The 16,309-nt window shown below is 67.6% G+C and carries 11 protein-coding genes; all 11 read right to left on the bottom strand.

Features of this window, described 5'->3' with window-relative positions; translation table 11 throughout:
- Nucleotides 1-13 precede the first annotated feature (13 nt).
- Nucleotides 14-1,648, bottom strand: coding sequence for a methyl-accepting chemotaxis protein (locus tag ACSX1C_RS05635; protein ID WP_439888603.1), 1,635 nt, complete (start codon nt 1,646-1,648; stop codon nt 14-16).
- Between the two features lie 17 nt (nt 1,649-1,665).
- Nucleotides 1,666-2,274, bottom strand: coding sequence for a chemotaxis protein CheW (locus ACSX1C_RS05630; RefSeq protein ID WP_439888602.1), 609 nt, complete (start codon nt 2,272-2,274; stop codon nt 1,666-1,668).
- Entirely contained in the window at nt 2,259-3,800 is a 1,542-nt protein-coding gene (locus tag ACSX1C_RS05625) for a CheR family methyltransferase (RefSeq protein WP_439888601.1), read from the bottom strand. Before ACSX1C_RS05625 ends, ACSX1C_RS05630 begins: the two co-directional genes overlap by 16 nt.
- Complete coding sequence (locus ACSX1C_RS05620) at nt 3,787-4,266, bottom strand: chemotaxis protein CheW (RefSeq protein ID WP_439888600.1); 480 nt, start codon at nt 4,264-4,266, stop codon at nt 3,787-3,789. The genes ACSX1C_RS05625 and ACSX1C_RS05620 overlap by 14 nt, the downstream gene beginning before the upstream one ends.
- 97 nt (nt 4,267-4,363) lie before the next feature.
- Nucleotides 4,364-5,857, bottom strand: a complete 1,494-nt coding sequence (locus tag ACSX1C_RS05615; RefSeq protein ID WP_439888599.1) for an efflux transporter outer membrane subunit — start codon at nt 5,855-5,857, stop codon at nt 4,364-4,366.
- Nucleotides 5,854-8,961 carry a multidrug efflux RND transporter permease subunit gene (locus ACSX1C_RS05610; RefSeq protein ID WP_439888598.1) on the bottom strand — a complete coding sequence of 1,036 codons (3,108 nt, stop codon included), beginning with the start codon at nt 8,959-8,961 and terminating at the stop codon, nt 5,854-5,856. Before ACSX1C_RS05610 ends, ACSX1C_RS05615 begins: the two co-directional genes overlap by 4 nt.
- Entirely contained in the window at nt 8,958-12,056 is a 3,099-nt protein-coding gene (locus tag ACSX1C_RS05605; RefSeq protein ID WP_439888597.1) for an MdtB/MuxB family multidrug efflux RND transporter permease subunit, read from the bottom strand. Before ACSX1C_RS05605 ends, ACSX1C_RS05610 begins: the two co-directional genes overlap by 4 nt.
- Nucleotides 12,053-13,270 (bottom strand): MdtA/MuxA family multidrug efflux RND transporter periplasmic adaptor subunit, encoded by a 1,218-nt coding sequence (locus ACSX1C_RS05600; protein ID WP_439888596.1) that lies wholly within the window; start codon nt 13,268-13,270, stop codon nt 12,053-12,055. The genes ACSX1C_RS05605 and ACSX1C_RS05600 overlap by 4 nt, the downstream gene beginning before the upstream one ends.
- Before the next feature lie 164 nt (nt 13,271-13,434).
- Nucleotides 13,435-14,148: a LysR substrate-binding domain-containing protein gene (locus ACSX1C_RS05595; RefSeq protein WP_439888595.1), complete on the bottom strand. Its 714-nt coding sequence runs from the start codon at nt 14,146-14,148 to the stop codon at nt 13,435-13,437.
- A 132-nt stretch (nt 14,149-14,280) separates the two neighbouring features.
- Nucleotides 14,281-14,781 (bottom strand): thiol peroxidase, encoded by a 501-nt coding sequence (gene tpx / locus ACSX1C_RS05590; RefSeq protein ID WP_439888594.1) that lies wholly within the window; start codon nt 14,779-14,781, stop codon nt 14,281-14,283.
- Between the two features lie 107 nt (nt 14,782-14,888).
- Entirely contained in the window at nt 14,889-16,232 is a 1,344-nt protein-coding gene (locus ACSX1C_RS05585; RefSeq protein WP_439889371.1) for an alanine/glycine:cation symporter family protein, read from the bottom strand.
- Between the last annotated feature and the right edge of the window lie 77 nt (nt 16,233-16,309).

Raw genomic sequence — 16,309 nt, 5'->3', positions numbered from 1 at the left:
TGAACAAACCCGCTCAAAGCCTGAAGCGGCTGGCCAATCCTTTGAGCTTCAAACCCAGTTGGTGCAGATTGCGCGCCGCCAGATCGACCTGCTGGGTGCCGCCGACATTGTCCTGGCTGGCCTGGCGGATGTCCGCCATGGCCGAGGCGATCTGGTCCATGCCGACCATCTGCTGCTGGCTGGTGGCGGCAATCTGCAGCGCCACCTCGCTGGAGGCCTCGATATTGCTGCTCAGGCTGCGGATGGCCTCGCCGCTCGACTGCGCCCGTTCGAAACCGTTTTCCACTGTCTTGCTACCTTGCTCGGCTAGCAGTACGGCCTTGGTCATGGCCTTCTGGATATCGCCGAGAATGCCGCGCACCTGGGCGGTGGCCTGTTTCGACTGGTCCGCCAGGGCCTTGACCTCCTGGGCCACCACCGAGAAGCCCTTGCCCGCCTCGCCGGCCTTCATCGCCTCGATCGAGGCATTGACCCCGAGCAGATTCGATTGCTCGGCCAGGTCGCCGACCGAGGCGACGATCTCGCCGATGGTCTGGCTCTGCTCACCCAGGCGCATGATGCTTTCCGCCACCGCCTGCATCTGCTCGCGTATCTGCGCCATGCCCTTGAGCGCCTCGTCCACCGCCTGGCGCCCGTTCAGCGCAACCTGGCGGGTACGCTCGGTGCTTTCGGCGACCGACTGAGACTTGCTGCCAGCCAGCACGGCGGTTTGCTTGACCTCCTCCACCGTCGTGACGATCTCGCTGATGGCGGTGGCGGTTTCCTGGGTGCTGGCGGCCACCTGGCTGGCGGCGGCGAGAATTTCCTCGCTGGACGAGGCGAGCACGCCGATGCCCTCGTTCATTTCCCGGACCAGCTCGCGCAGGTACTGGCCCATGTCGACGAAGGCCTGGGTCAATCGCCCCACCTCGTCCTGACGGGTGCTGCCGACCATGTCCTGGGGGATCTCGCCGCGGCCGATGCGTTCAGCCCATAGGGTCAGGCGCGCCAGTGGCCGGGCGATGTGGCGGCTGAGCAACCAGGCCAGCAAGGCGCTGATGCCGACCAGCAGGACGCTCAGGCGGAACAACCATTCGCGCTGGGCTTCCAGCGCCTGACGCGATTGCTCCTGCGCCTCGGCGACGCGTCGGTCGGTCAGTTCGGACAGTTGCAGGCCGAGTTCGTGAATCCTGTCCAGGCGCTCCGCCTGTACCCCGGCGCCCAGTTGCTGCGCTTCGTCGAGCGCGCCGGTACGGATCAACCTTAGCTGCTCTACGCGGGTCTGCGCCTGGGCGGCGCGCACCGCCAGCATGTCGTCGAGAATCTCGTTGACCTCCAGGTCACCGCTGGCCGCATCCTGCAAACGCTTCACCAGGCGGTCGTTCTCCGCGCTGCGACGGCGGATGCGGTCCTCGATGGTATCCAGTTCCATCAGCGCACCTTCGCCGATGACCAGGTTCAAGTCGCTGCGCTGAGTAGCGATGTTGATGCGTAGCTCCTTCACATCGGAAACCCGTGCGTAATGCTGCTGGAACAGCCGCTCCTCGCTTTCCTGCAAACTGGCGAAGCGCTCGAGACTGCTGAACAACAGGATGCCGAAACCCGTGATCAGCGCGGCGAAGGCCGCGATCAGCTTGCTGCCGATACCCAAGTTGACGAGCCTGGTCATAGAACCCTCCATTGCCCCTACTCCTCGTCCATGACCCGCAGATTCGGGTCACTCAACAGCCTTGCCCCATCCAGCACCGTGCGCTGCTCCGCGGTGACCCCGAGCAGATACCTCGCGCGAACGCCGGAGAGATTGGCCAGCTGCTGCTGAACCGCATCGCGACGTATGCGCGCGGTGCCTTGCACCCGGTCGAGCAGCAGGCCGAACTCCATCTGGTCACCATGCAGGACGGCCATGAAGTTCTTGTCGGAAAGGCCGCCAGCCGGCAGTTCGAGCAACACCCGCAGGTCGAGCAGCGAAACGATATGGCCACGGACGCTGACGATCCCCAGCACATGGGGCGGCGTGCCCGGCAAAGGGGTGTACTGGGCCAGCGGCAGCACCTCGGCGACATGCTCGCTCCCTATGCCATAGAGCTCGCCGCCGATGCTGAACATCAACACCTCCAGCCAGTCTTCGGCCTGCTCCTCTTCCTCCGGCGCGGCCCACTGCCGGCTGCGCTCCAGCAGCCGGGCATCGCGCTCCTCGGCATCGACGCCGAAGCCTTCGGCCAGGCGCTGCTCGAATCGGGCCAGGCGCTGGCGGATCTGCTCCCAGCGTTGATCTTCCTTCAGTGGCTCGGACATTTACCCGGCTCCTGTTGCAGTTGGTCACACAGACGCAGCAGCTGCGCACAGCAGATGCCCTCGCCATGGGGTATCGGAGCGGCCCCGTCCTCAGCCAGGAGCAATTGCCTGCATACCGCCAAGGCCTTGTCGCCGTCCCGAAATCGACCCTCGATCCGCAACAGACGGGCGTGCAGTAAATGACCGAGGATGAACTTGGGGTCCAGGTACAGCACCTTCTGCACCGCTCTCCGTGCCGCGCGGTGATCACCCTCCTGCTCGGCCAGCAGGGCCTGTAGCCAGTAGGCCGCGGGTGCGGCGCTATCCAGCTCCAGCGCGCGCGCCAACCATTCTTTGGCCTGTTCGAGGTGCTGCTGGTCGGCCCAGCTGCGGGCCATGGCCAGGCAAGCCTGGTGTTTCTGCTCCGGGGCTAGGCCAGGACAGCTCAGGGAGTCGAGCAGCGCTTGCCGAACCTGATCGGGCTCGTCGCCGGCCCGGTTCGGCTCTAACGGGCGCCGGTAAGGCTCGGGCGAGGCCGGAGCTGGCTCGGCGCGGGCAGGTTCGATAGGTGCGTTTACCGGCGGCCGGGCCAGGGGTATTGGTCGTTCGGCGCAAGCTCTGGCCGGCGCCTCTGCCCACGGCAGAGGCGCCGGTGCTGATGGCGGAGCCGGGCGCACCAGCAACGCCATGCCGGCCCGAGTGGCGCCGGACAATGCGTAGTTGCAACCGGCCCAGCGACCGTTCAGCCTGGCCTGGGTCGCAAGCCCGGCCTCGACGGCGCTCAGCAGCAGAATCCCGTCTGTGCTGAGGCTGGCGAGCAACCGGCGCAAGGCGCCCAGTGCCCGCTCCGGGGCCAGATACATCAGCACGTTGCGGCAGAGGATCAGGTCGGCGCCGGACAGCGCCGGAGACAGACGGCTATCGGCAAGGTTGTATTGAACGAAACGAATGCGCCCGCGCCAGGTTGGACGCACCCGCCATTGATTCCCCACGGGCTGGAAGTAGCGGTCGCGGAAGCCCGTCTCGCAGCTGCGGAAGGCATTGCGCCCATACAGCCCCTGCTCCGCCCGGGCCAGGAAGGCCGCGTTGATGTCGCTGGCGACCAGTTCCACCGACCAGTCGCCACGCTCGCCGGCGAGCAGCTCGTCCAGCAGAAACAACAGCCCATAGGCCTCTTCGCCGGTACAGCAGCCGGCACTCCACAGGCGCAGGCTGCGCCGCCCCTCGGCCCGGCGTGACGCCAACAACGGGGCCAGGTGCTGGCTGGCGAGCCAGTCGAAGGCCTCTGCATCCCGGCGGAAATAGGTTTCGCCGACGGTAAGTGCCGCGATCAGGCGTTGCACCTGGCTGGCGTCCCAGTCGGCGAATGCCAGGTTGTGCAGCCAGCTGTCGAAATCCCCGACCTCGCGCTCCGTCGCGATCAGCTGCAGACGGCGTAGCAGGTCGCTGCGGCGCGGACCGGAGAAGTCCATGCCCAGGTGTTGCAGAACCTTATGACTCAATGCGGTGAGTAGGCGCGGCGAGCACACCGGTTCATTGCACGGCATCGAAGACCCCTTCCCTGGCGGCCAGCAGGGTGTCGAGCTGTAGCTCGTCCTCATGGCTGAGCAGCTGCTCGACATCCTGAATCAGCAGCAATCCGTCGCGGTTGCGCACCACGCCACGCAGCAGACTGGAGGGCACCCGCGGGTCGGGCGCCGGAGTGAAATGCTCCGAGGCGTAGGTGCTAACCGCTTCCACTCGCTCGACCGGGAGCAACAACTCGCGTGTGCTGCTGGTCAGCCAGATGAAGGGTTGCCAGAGGCTGGGCTCAGGGGCATCCCAGCCGAAACGCCGGGGCAGGTCCACCACGGGGAGCAGCTGGCCGCGCACGTTCGCGAGCCCACGGATCGTCTTCGGTGCTCCCGGCAAGGGACTGACGTGCAACGCCGGCAGCACCCGAACCACCTGTTCGAGGGCGACTGCCAAGTGTTGGCCCGCCAAGTCGAACGGCAACACCTGATATCTGTCCATAGCCGCATCCCTGCCAATGTGCCATTGCTCAGTTTTTACCCTAGCTCAAGGATATCCGGCGTCCAGCCGTCTGGAGCAGGCAAGCGATATCAAAGTGCTATCCTCCTCCGAAGCTAGCATGGGGCTCTTCTGTCTTGGAGGCGGTTGCCGCCTGCCAACCACCGCCCAAGGCGGCGATCAGCTGCACGCTGGCGGTCAGGCGGCTACCGAGCAGGGTCAGGCTGCTGCGCTCGTTGTTGAGTGCCGTGGCCTGCACGTTGACCACGCTGTTGAAGTCGACGGTGCCGGCCCGGTACTGGTTCTCGAGTAGCCGCAGCGACTCGCGCGCCGCCTCCAGGGCCTGCTGTTGGACCTGCGCCTCCTGCTCCTGCACGCGCAGTTGCACCAGCCGGTCCTCGACCTCGCGAAAGCTGTCGAGCACCACCTGACGGTACTCGGCCACCGTCTGCTCATAGGCCGCCTCGCTGCGCTGGAGCTCGGCACGGCGCGCCCCACCGTCGAACAGGGTCAGTGCCAGGTTCGGGCCGATCGACCAGAAGCGGTTCGGCAGGCTGACCCAGTCGGCGAAGCTGCTGCCCCGGTAGCCGCCGCTGGCCGACAGCCTCAGGTCCGGGTACCAGGCGGCTTCGGCCACGCCGATCTGGGCGTTGGCGGCCATCACCCGGCGCTCGGCGGCGGCCACATCCGGACGCCGCTCCAGCAGTTGCGAAGGCAGTGCCACGGGTATCTGCGGCAGCAGCGGCAGCGCGTCACGGGCGGCGATGCCCAGCTCGCTGGGCGGCACTCCGACCAGCACGGCGATGGCGTGCTCCAGCTGGGCGCGCTGCCAGCGCAGGTCGATGGCCTGGGCCTCGGTACTCTTCAGCTGGGTGCGCGCCTGGCTGACGTCCGACCTTGGGACTATGCCGGCGTTGTACTGGTTCTCGGTAAGCCTCAGGGATCGGGCGTAGGCCGCGACCGTGGCCTCCAGCAGACGCCGCTGCTCGTCCAGCACCCGCAGTTGCAGGTAGTTCTGCACCAGCTCGGCCTGCAGGCTGAGGCGTAGCGCGGCGAGATCGGCGGCACTGGCTTCGAAGTCGGCCTGGCTGGACTCCAGGGCGCGGCGCAGCTTGCCCCAGACATCCAGCTCCCAGGCAGCATTCAGGCTGAGGTCGTAGTTCTGGGAGATGCTGGCCGTATCGGCCCCGCCGACGCTGAAGCCGTCCGCTGTGCTCAGGGTGCTGTCGCCGCCGCCCTGCCCCGCCCGGGTCACCCCGGCGCTGCTCGACAGGCTCGGATAGAAGGCCGCCCGGGCGCCGCGCACCAAGGCGCGGGCCTGGCGGTACTGGGCCGCCGCGGCGGCCAGGTTGTGGTTGGACAGGTTTAGACGCTCGACCAGTGCGTTCAACTCGGCGTCGCCATAGAGCGTCCACCAGGCGCCGCGCTCTAGGGCGTCGCCGGGGGCGGCCAGGGTCCAGCCCTCTATCTGCTTGAACTGCGCCGGGGTGGCCAGTTCGGGCCGTCGGTAATCCGGGCCGATGGCGCAGCCGGCCAGCAGCAGGCTCAGGGCGATCAGGCCCAGGGGGCGTGGGGTGGACGTCACAGCTCTCATAGCGGGGTTTCCAGGGCGGCATCGCTGCGCACGCCGCGCCAGCGGTTGACCCGGTGGCGCAGGCGGTCGAAGTAGAGGTAGACCACGGGGGTGGTGTAGAGGGTCAGCAGCTGGCTGAGGATCAACCCGCCGACTATGGTGATACCCAGCGGCTGGCGCATTTCCGCGCCTTCGGCGCTGCTCAGCATCAGCGGCAAGGCGCCGAGCAGTGCCGCCAGGGTGGTCATCATGATCGGCCGGAAGCGCAGCAGGCAGGCGCGGCGGATCGACTCCTCCGGGCTGAGCCGTTCGCTGCGCTCGAGCTGCAGGGCCAGGTCGATCATCAGGATGGCGTTCTTCTTGACGATGCCGATCAGCAGGAACAGCCCGAGTAGCGAGATCAGGCTGAATTCGGTGTCCAGCAGCTGCAGGGCGAGCAAGGCGCCGACTCCGGCCGAGGGCAGGGTCGAAAGGATGGTCAGCGGGTGGATGTAGCTCTCATAGAGCACCCCCAGGACGATATACACCACCCCCAACGCCAGCAGGATCATCCACGGCTGGTTCTGCTGGGTCTGTTGGAAGGCCGCACCGGTGCCACCCAGGGTGCCCTGCACCTCGCTCGGCAGGCCGAGGCGCGCCACCGCCCGGTCGATCGCCCGGGTGGCCTGTTCCAGGCTGACACCCTCGGCCAGGGAGAAACCGATGTTCTCCGCGGCGAACTGGCCCTGGTGGTTGACCCTGTCCTCCTCGATGCTGCGCTCCCAGCTGGCGAAGCTCGACAGCGGCACCCGCGCGCCGTCCTCGGCGATCAGCTGGATCTGCTCCAGGGCCTCGGGGTGCTGGGCATACTGCGGGTTGATCTCCAGCACCACGCTGTACTGGTTGAGGCTGGCATAGATGGTCGACACCTGGCGCTGGCTGAAGGCGTTGTTGAGCACCGCGGTGATCATGGCCATGTCCACCCCCAGGCGCTGGGCCCGTTCGCGGTCGACCTGCAGGCGGACCTGCTGGGCGCCCTCGGTCTCCTGGGCGTCGATGTCGGTCAGCTCGGGCAGGGCGCGCAGGGCCTCGCGCACCTTGGGCAGCCACTGGCGCAGCAGCCCGAGGTCGCCGGACAGCAGCAGGTATTCGTTCTCCGAGCTGCGCCCCTCGCGTCCGCCGATATGCAGGTCCTGATCGGGCATCAGGAACAACCGCCCGCCCGGGACTTTGGGCAGACTCTTGCGCAGGCGGCTGATCACCTGCTGGGCGCTCGCCCGGCGTTCGTTCATGGGTTTCAGGCGCACGATCATGAAGGCGTTATTGATCCCCCCTCTGCCGCCGATGAAGCCGGCCACGCTGTCCACCGCCGGATCGGCCAGCACCGCGCGGCGGTAGCTTTCCATCTTCGGCTGCATGACCTGAAACGACAGGCCATCGTCGCCACGGATGAAACCGATCAGTTGGCCGGTGTCCTGCTGTGGCAGGAAGGTCTTGGGCACGCTGACGAACAGGAAGACGTTCAGGGCGATGGTCGCCAACAGGCCGACCAGCATCGGCAGCGAGTGGCGCAGGGCCCAGTCCAGGCTGCGTCGGTAGGCATCCAGCCCCCGTGCTTGCAGCCGCGCGCCCAGGCGCTGTAGTCCGCTGCCGCGCTGCACGGTGCTCTCGGCCCGTAGCCAGCGGGCACAGAGCATGGGCGTCAGGGTCAGCGACACCAGCAGGGAGATGAGGATGGCCACCGCCAGGGTGATGGAGAACTCGCGGAACAGCCGCTCGACGATGCCGCCCATAAACAGGATGGAGACGAACACCGCCACCAGCGACAGGTTCATCGCCAGCAGGGTGAAGCCGACCTCGCGGGTGCCCTTGAAGGCCGCCGAGAGCGGCGGGTCGCCGGCCTCGATATGCCGGGCGATGTTCTCCAGTACGACGATGGCGTCGTCCACCACCAGACCGGTGGCGATGATCAGGGCCATCAGCGACAGGTTGTTCAGGGAGAAGTCCAGCAGGTACATGGCCGCGAAGGTGCCGACCAGCGACACCGGCACCGCCAGCGCCGGGATCAGCGCCGCGCGCCAGCGGCCGAGGAAGGCCAGCACCACCAGGATGACCAGGGCCACGGCGATCAGCAGGGTGCGCTCGGCCTCGTGCAGGGTGGCGCGGATCACCGGCGAGCGGTCCATGGCCACCTGCAGCTCGACGCTGGCCGGGATCACCGCGCGCAACGCCGGCAGCTGTTCGCGGATGCCGGCGATGGTCTCGATGATATTCGCCCCGCTCTGTCGGTTGATCACCATCAGCACGGCGCTGCTGTCGTTGTAGAAGCCGCTGTTGTAACGGTCCTCCACCGCGTCGCTGACCGTCGCCACATCGCCCAGGCGCACCGCCGCGCCGTCCTGGTAGCGGATCAGCAGCGGCAGGTAGTCGGCGGCCCGCTCCAGCTGGTCGTTGGCCTGCACCTGCCAGTGGCGTTCGGCGTCCTCCACCGCGCCCTTGGGCCGCTGCACGTTGGCCGCGGCGATGGCCTGGCGCACCTCGTCCAGGGCGATGCCGTACTGGTCGAGCAGGCGCGGTTCCAGGGCCACCCGCACCGCCGGCAGGGAGCTGCCGCCGATCGACACCTCGCCCACACCGCTCACCTGGGCCAGCTTCTGCGCCAGGATGGTGGAGGCGACGTCGTACAGCTGGCCCTTGCCCAGCACCTCGCTGGTCAGCGACAGCACCATGATCGGCGCCTGCGCCGGGTTGACCTTGCGATAGGTGGGCATCGAGCGCATGCCGCTGGGCAGCAGCTCGCGGGCGGCATTGATCGCCGCCTGCACCTCGCGGGCGGCGGCGTTGATGTCCCGGTCCAGGTCGAACTGGATCATGATCCACGTGCTGCCCTGGCTGCTGCGGCTGTTCATCTGGCTGATGCCGGCGATGGTGCCGAGCGAACGCTCCAGTGGCGTGGCCACGCTGGAGGCCATGATCTGCGGGCTGGCGCCGGGCAAGCTGGCCTGCACCGTGATGGTCGGAAAATCCATCTGCGGCAGCGGCGCCACGGCCAGCAGGCCGAAGCTGACGCCGCCGAGCAGGAGGATCGCCAGGCTCAGTAGCAGGGTCGCCACCGGCCGGCGGATAAAGGGCGCGGAGAGGTTCATGGGCCGACGACCAGGCCGGCCGCGCTACGGCCGCTCAGGCGCCGGGCCAGGCGGTCGAAGTACAGGTAGATCACCGGGGTGGTGAACAGCGTCAGCAACTGGCTGAGCAGCAGGCCGCCGACCATCACCAGGCCCAGGGGCTGGCGCAGCTCGGCGCCGGAGCCGGTCGCGAGCATCAGCGGGATGGCGCCGAACAGCGCCGCCAGGGTGGTCATCAGGATCGGCCGGAAGCGCAACAGCGCCGCGCGGTAGATCGCCTCCTGCGGGGACATACCCTGGTTGCGTTCGGCCTCCAGGGCGAAGTCGATCATCATGATCGCGTTCTTCTTGACGATGCCGATCAGCAGGATGATGCCGATGATGGCGATCAGGCCCAGGTCGTTGCCGGTCAGCAACAGCGCGAGCAAGGCGCCGACCCCGGCCGAGGGCAGCGTGGAGAGGATGGTGATGGGGTGGATATAGCTCTCGTAGAGCACGCCGAGGACGATGTACATGGTGACCACGGCCGCCAGGATCAGCAGCAGGGTACTGGAGAGCGAGGCGCGGAAGGCTTCGGCCGCGCCCTGGAAGCGGCTCTGGATGCCGGCCGGCAGGCCGATCTCCTGCTGCACCCGTTCGATCGCCGCCACCGCCTCGCCCAGGGCCACGCCGCCTGCCAGGTTGAACGACAGGGTCGCCGCCGGGAACTGACCGATGTGGTTGACCAGCAGTTTGGCGGCGCGCTCCTCGATACGGACCAGGGACGCCAGCGGCACCTGGCTGCCGGATGCCGTGGCCAGGTGTACCTGGCGCAAAGCCGCCGGGCCGAGGTTGCCGGCGCCCTGGCTCTCCAGCACCACCCGGTACTGGTTGGCCTGGGTGTAGATGGTGCTGATCTGCCGCTGGCCGAAGGCGTCGTACAGCGCGTCGTCGATATCGGCGATGCTCACGCCGAGGCGCCCGGCCAGGTCCCGGTCGATCTGCAGGTACAGCTGCAGGCCGCGGTTCTGCAGGTCGCTGGCGACATCGCGCAGTTGCGGCTGGCGGGCCAGGGCGTCGACCAGTCTGGGCACCCACTGCTCCAGCAGCGCCAGGTCCGGCGACTCCAGGCTGAACTGGAACTGGGTGCGGCTGACCCGGTCCTCGATGGTCAGATCCTGCACCGGCTGCAGGTACAGCTCGATGCCGCTGAGCCGGGCCAGCTCGGGGCGCAGCCGTTCGATCACCTGGCTGGCGCTGACTTCGCGTTCGGCATGGGGCTTGAGGTTGATCAGCAGGCGGCCGCTGTTCAGGGTCGGGTTGTCGCCGTCCACGCCGATGTGCGACGACAGGCTGGCGACCGCCGGGTCGCGCAGTATCACCTCGGCCAGGCGCTGCTGACGCTCGCTCATGGCGCGGAAGGAGATCGCCTGCGGCGCCTCGGAGATGCCCTGGATCACCCCGGTGTCCTGCACCGGGAAGAAGCCCTTGGGCACCGCCAGATAGAGCAGCACGGTCAGCCCCAGGGTAGCCAGCGCCACCAGCAGGGTCAGCCCCTGACGGGCCAGTACCCACTGCAGGCACTGGCCGTAGCGCGCGATCAGTCCGTCGATAAAGGCGCCGCTGGCCCGGTAGAAGCGCCCTTCCCCCTCGCCCTGCTCGGCCTTGAGCAGACGCGCGCACATCATCGGCGTCAGGCTCAGGGAAATCGCCAGGGAGATCAGGATGGCCACCGCCAGGGTGATGGCGAATTCGCGGAACAGCCGTCCGACCACGTCGGCCATGAACAGCAAGGGAATCAGCACCGCGATCAGCGACAGGGTCAGCGAGATTAGGGTGAAGCCGATCTCCCTGGCCCCCTTGAGCGCGGCGTTGAGCGGTGTTTCGCCGGCCTCCAGGTGGCGGGCGATGTTCTCCAGCATGACGATGGCGTCGTCCACCACGAAGCCGGTGGCGATGGTCAGCGCCATCAGTGTCAGGTTGTTGAGGGTGAAGCCGGCCAGGTACATCACGCCGAAGGTGCCGATCAGCGACAGCGGCACGACGATGGAGGGGATCACCGTGGCCGCCAGCTTGCGCAGGAACAGGAAGGTCACCAGCACCACCAGCGCCACCGCCAGGAGCAGCTCGTGTTGCACGTCGCGCACCGCGGCGCGGATGGTCTGGGTGCGGTCGGTGAGCAGCCGCACCTCGACGCTGGCCGGCAAGCCCTCGCGCAGGTGCGGCAGCAGGGTCTGGATGCGCTCGACCACCTCGATGACGTTGGCGCCCGGCTGGCGCTGCACGTTCACCAGCACCGCCTCGTTGCGGTCGGCCCAGGCCGCCAGGCGCTGGTTCTCGGCGCCGTCGACGATCTCGGCGACATCCTGCAGGCGCAGGGTGGCGCCGTCCTGATGGCTGAGGATCAGTGCGCGGTACTCGTCCGGCGACTGCAGCTGGTCGTTGGCGTCCAGCTGCGAGACCCGGGTCGGGCCGTCGAAATTGCCCTTGGGCTGGTTGACGTTGCTGGCGGTGATCAGCCTGCGCACGTCCGCCAGGTTCAGCCCGTAGGCGGCCAGGGCCTCGGGGTTGACCCGGATGCGCACCGCCGGCCGCTGGCCACCGGCCAGGGTGACCAGGCCGACGCCGCTGGTCTGGGCCAGTTTCTGCGCCAGGCGGGTGTCGACCAGGTCGTTGACCTGCGGCAACGGCAGGGTCTTGGAGCTGACTGCCAGGGTCAGCACCGGGGTGTCCGCCGGGTTGACCTTGTTGTACACCGGCGGCGCCGGCAGGTCGCCGGGCAGCAGGTTGCTCGCCCCGTTGATCGCCGCCTGCACCTCCTGCTCGGCGACGTCCAACTCAACCTCCAGGTTGAAACGCAGGGTGATCACCGAGGCGCCGCCGGAGCTGGTCGAGGACATCTGCTTCAAGCCCGCCATCTGGCCGAACTGGCGCTCCAGCGGCGCGGTCACCAAGCGGGTCATCACGTCCGGACTGGCGCCCGGATACAGGGTCATCACGCGAATGGTCGGGTAGTCCACCTCCGGCAACGCCGAGACCGGCAGCAGGCGGTAGGCGATCAGGCCGCTGAGCAGAATCGCCAGCATGACCAGGGTGGTGGCGACCGGCCGCAGGATAAACAGGCGCGAGGCGTTCATGCGTCCTTCCGCGCTCCGGTCTCGGCCTGCGCCGTGGCCGGCGCTTCAGCGTCACCTACCACCTCGATCAGGCTGCCCTCGCGCAGGCGGTCGGTGCCCTCGAGCACCAGGCGCTCGCCGGCCTGCACGCCCTGTTCCACCAGGGTCAGCTCGCCGTTGCTGGGGCCGGCGACTATCGGCCGGACCTGCACCTTGCTGTCGCCATCTACGACATAGACGAAGGTGCCGCGGGCGCCGTACTGCACGGCGGCAGCCGGCATCAGGGTCGCGTTCTCGCGCGTCTGCAGGCGCAGGCGCACGTTGACGAACTGATTGGGGAACAGCAGCTCCTCGGCGTTCTCGAAGCGCGCCTTGAGCTTGACCGTGCCGGTGGCGGTGTCGATCAGATTGTCCAGGCTGTCCAGCCGGCCCTCGGCCAGCCGAATGCGCTCGTTGCGGTCCCAGGCCTCCACCGGCAATGACCGGCCGGCACGGAACTGCTGCAGCACGGCCGGCAACTCGGCCTCCGGCAGGGTGAACAGCACCGACACCGGCTGGGTCTGGGTGATCACCACCAGCGGCAGGGTGTCGCCGGAGCCGACCAGGTTACCGGCGTCCACCTGGCGCAGCCCCAGGCGCCCGCCTATGGGCGCGCGCACCTGGGTGAAGCCCAGGTTCAGGCGCGCCTGGGCGACGGCCGCCTGGTTGCTCTGGAGGGTACCGCGGTACTGGTTGACCAGCGCCTGCTGGGTGTCCAGCGTCTGCTTGGCGATGGAGTCCTGTTCGTACAGGCCTCGGTAGCGGGCCAGGTCGATCTCGGCGTTGCGCAGCTGCGCCTGGTTCTCCTGCTGCACACCGAGGGCCTGCTGCAGGGCCACCTCGTAGGGGCGCGGGTCGATGCGTGCCAGCAGCTCGCCGGCCTCGACCCGCTGGCCGTCGGCAAACAGCACCTCGACGAGTTGGCCCTCGACCCGCGGACGCACATCGACCCGGTTGTAGGCGGTCACTGTGCCCAAGGCCTTGAGTTCGATCGGGAAATCGCCCTGGCTGACGCTGGCCACCCGTACCGGCACTGGCCCGTCGTCGCCCCAGTGCCCCCCGCCGCGTCGCGGCTCAGGCTGGCTCGGCCAGAACCACCAGACGAGCAGAATGATGCCGACCAGCAGGCTCAGGCCCGTCAGCCACTGGCGGCGCGCGGTGTACAGTCGGTGGGGTGTCGCTTGAATCTCGGGCATGGCTCGGACCGCTTTCTTGGGAGCCTGAACGATAAGCAGTCGCGGCCATGAAGCAAAGCCTCTTTACCGCCTATTTACCCTCGCGCGAGTTGGCTAAGCCTATGAGCCGCCGGCAAAAACAGATGTTGCCCGATGCCTTGGCGCAGTGTTCTCCGGTTCCTGGGCTACCCGGAGAGCTTCTGGCTCAGCAGGTCGCGTCGGGAAAACAGCTCAACCAGCCAGTCGACGAACACCCGTACCCGCCGCGACAGTTGCCGCTGGGGCGGATAGAGCACGGTCAGCGGCAGCGGTGCTGGCCGCAAGTCGCCGAGGATATCCAGCAGGGTGGCGGCTGCCAATTGTTCACGCAGGTGGTACTCCGGCGCCTGGATGATGCCCATTCCCGCCTCGCAAGCGGCGACATAACACTCGGCATTATTCAGGCTTATGCTGCCGGGCAAGGCCAGTTCGACCCGCTCCCCCGCCACCAGAAACTCCAGGGGGAAACGCCGTCCGGTCAGCGAGGAGAAATAGTTGACCGCCCGGCGCCCCTCCAGCTCGGCGAGGGTGTGTGGCGTGCCGTACCGCGCCAGGTAGGCTGCGCTGGCACAGGTCACTTGCGGCAGCGCGGTCAAAGGCCGGGCCACCAGGCAGCTGTCGTGCACCTCGCCGCCCCGCAGCACGCAATCCACTCCTTCGCGGATCAGGTCCACCGGGCGGTCGCTGGCGCCGACTTCCAGTTCGATGCGCGGATAGCGGACGCAGAACTCCGGCAGCGCCGGAATCACCACGCGATGCGCGAGCGAGACCGGCAGATCCACGCGCAAACGGCCCTGGGGGCCGCTGCAATTGCCGGCGAAGACCGACTCGGTCTCACCTGGAGCAGAACATCGCCGCACTGAACGCCATCTTCCCACCTCGAGTCGCCGCCGGAGAGCGCTACGCGGCAGAGTCGATGGCCATGCTCGGTCGCTAAGCCAATAAAAAACGGCCTACGCGGTAGGCCGTTTCTCTTGCTGCGATAGCCGCCTTTACTTGAGCGCCGCCTCGGCCGCGGCGTAGTTCGGCTCGTCGGCGATCTCGGCCACCAGTTCGCTGTGCAGCACCTTGTCGTGCTCGTCCAGCACCACCACGGCGCGGGCGGCGACGCCGACCAGGGGGCCGTCGGCGATGGCCACGCCGTAATCCTTGAGGAACTCGCCGCCGCGCATGGTCGACAGGCTGATCACGTTATCCAGGCCTTCGGCACCGCAGAAACGCGCCTGGGCGAACGGCAGGTCAGCGGAGATGCACAGCACCAGGGTGTTGGCCATCTTGCTCGCTTCGCTGTTGAACTTGCGTACCGAGGTGGCGCAGGTCGGCGTATCGACGCTGGGGAAGATGTTCAGCACTTTGCGTTTGCCGGCCAGGCTGGCCAGGCTGACATCGCTCAGATCGCTGCCGACCAGGCTGAAGGCCGGGGCCTGTTGGCCGACCTGCGGCAGCTGACCAGCGACTTGTACCGGGTTGCCTTTGAGGGTGACTTGCGCCATGGGTTGATCCTTTCTCTGCAGGGTTGAGGGCTGTTATCGGGTTGAATCGGGACGGGCAGAATTATCTGACCATCAAGTCAGACTCTTCTTCCCGTCCCGGCGACACATCAGTTTCTCGCGAAATGCTCCTGGGTCAGCTTGACCACCACGGGGCTCAGGAGCAACAGCGACAGCAGGTTGGGCAGTGCCATCAGGCCGTTGAGGGTGTCGGCCAGCAGCCAGGCGAAGTCCAGCTGGGCGATGGCACCGAAGGGCACGGCCAGGACCCAGAAGATACGGAACGGCAGGATCGACTTGGTACCGACGAGGAATTCCCAGCACTTCTCGCCGTAGTACCCCCAACCGAGGATGGTGGTGAAGGCGAAGACCACCAGGGCGATGCTGAGGATGGCGCCGCCGAAGCCGGGCATTCCGGCCTCGAAGGCCGCCGCCGAGAGCCCCGCGCCACTGACGCCGCTGGTCCACATGCCCGAGCAGATGATCGCCAGGCCGGTCAGGGTGCAGATGATCAGGGTGTCGATGAAGGTCCCGAGCATGCCGATCATCCCCGAGCGCACCGCGCTGGTGGTGGTACCGGCCGCCTGGGCGATGCCGGCGGTGCCCAGACCCGCCTCGTTGGAGAAGATGCCGCGGGCCACGCCGAAGCGGATGGCCGCCATCACCGCCGCGCCGGCGAAGCCGCCGGTGGCGGCCACCGGGCTGAAGGCATGGGTGAAGATCAGCGCGAAGGCGCCGGGGATGGCATCGGAATGCACCACCAGCACGACGACGGCCGCGGCAATATAGGCGATGGCCATGGTCGGCACCAGGGAGGCGGCGACCAGACCGATGCGCTTGATGCCGCCGAGGATCACCAGGCCGACGAAGACCATGGCGACCAGCCCGGTGACCCAGGCCGGTACGCCGAAGGTGTCGGTCAGGGCGTGAGCCATGGAGTTGACCTGGACCATGTTGCCGATGCCGAAGCCGGCCAGGCCGCCGAAGATGGCGAAGGCCGTGCCCAGCCACACCCATTTGGGCCCCAGGCCGTTCTTGATCGCGTACATCGGTCCGCCGACGTGCTCCTTGCGCTCGTCGGTCTCGCGGTAATGCACCGCCAGCACCACTTCGCAGTACTTGGTGGCCATGCCGACCAGGGCGGTGCACCACATCCAGAACAGCGCGCCGGGACCGCCGAGGAAGATCGCGGTGGCCACGCCGGCGATGTTACCGGTACCGACCGTGGCGGCCAGGCAGGTCATCAGCGCCTGGAACGGGCTGATCTCGCCACTGGCCTCGTCGCCCTTCTTGCGCCCCTGCCACATCAGCTTGAAACCGGCGCCTATCTTGCCCAGAGGCATGAACTTCAGACGCAGCATGAGAAACAGCCCGGTGCCGAGGATCGCCACCAGCATGGGTGGGCCCCAGACCAGGCCGTTGACTTGATTGACCAGGTCGGTGATGAACTCCATGGCAGTCTCCTTCATCTGGTTGTGCACGCCGCTGGCCGGCCGGCCGCGAACATCGACCTGCACCTGGGCTTGATAAA

The organism is Pseudomonas sp. MBLB4123 (genome assembly GCF_051904775.1).
GTDB lineage: Bacteria > Pseudomonadota > Gammaproteobacteria > Pseudomonadales > Pseudomonadaceae > Aquipseudomonas > Aquipseudomonas benzenivorans_B.
This window is presented reverse-complemented; position numbering and strand designations above follow the sequence as displayed.

Bases quoted from the DNA above. Each gene is read 5' to 3' on its own strand.
- ACSX1C_RS05625 (WP_439888601.1), bottom strand. From the start codon at position 3,800: ATGCCGTGCAATGAACCGGTGTGCTCGCCGCGCCTACTCACCGCATTG.
- tpx (WP_439888594.1), bottom strand. From the start codon at position 14,781: ATGGCGCAAGTCACCCTCAAAGGCAACCCGGTACAAGTCGCTGGTCAG.
- ACSX1C_RS05600 (WP_439888596.1), bottom strand. From the start codon at position 13,270: ATGCCCGAGATTCAAGCGACACCCCACCGACTGTACACCGCGCGCCGC.
- ACSX1C_RS05620 (WP_439888600.1), bottom strand. From the start codon at position 4,266: ATGGACAGATATCAGGTGTTGCCGTTCGACTTGGCGGGCCAACACTTG.
- ACSX1C_RS05605 (WP_439888597.1), bottom strand. From the start codon at position 12,056: ATGAACGCCTCGCGCCTGTTTATCCTGCGGCCGGTCGCCACCACCCTG.
- ACSX1C_RS05630 (WP_439888602.1), bottom strand. From the start codon at position 2,274: ATGTCCGAGCCACTGAAGGAAGATCAACGCTGGGAGCAGATCCGCCAG.
- ACSX1C_RS05585 (WP_439889371.1), bottom strand. From the start codon at position 16,232: ATGGAGTTCATCACCGACCTGGTCAATCAAGTCAACGGCCTGGTCTGG.
- ACSX1C_RS05615 (WP_439888599.1), bottom strand. From the start codon at position 5,857: ATGAGAGCTGTGACGTCCACCCCACGCCCCCTGGGCCTGATCGCCCTG.
- ACSX1C_RS05610 (WP_439888598.1), bottom strand. From the start codon at position 8,961: ATGAACCTCTCCGCGCCCTTTATCCGCCGGCCGGTGGCGACCCTGCTA.
- ACSX1C_RS05635 (WP_439888603.1), bottom strand. From the start codon at position 1,648: ATGACCAGGCTCGTCAACTTGGGTATCGGCAGCAAGCTGATCGCGGCC.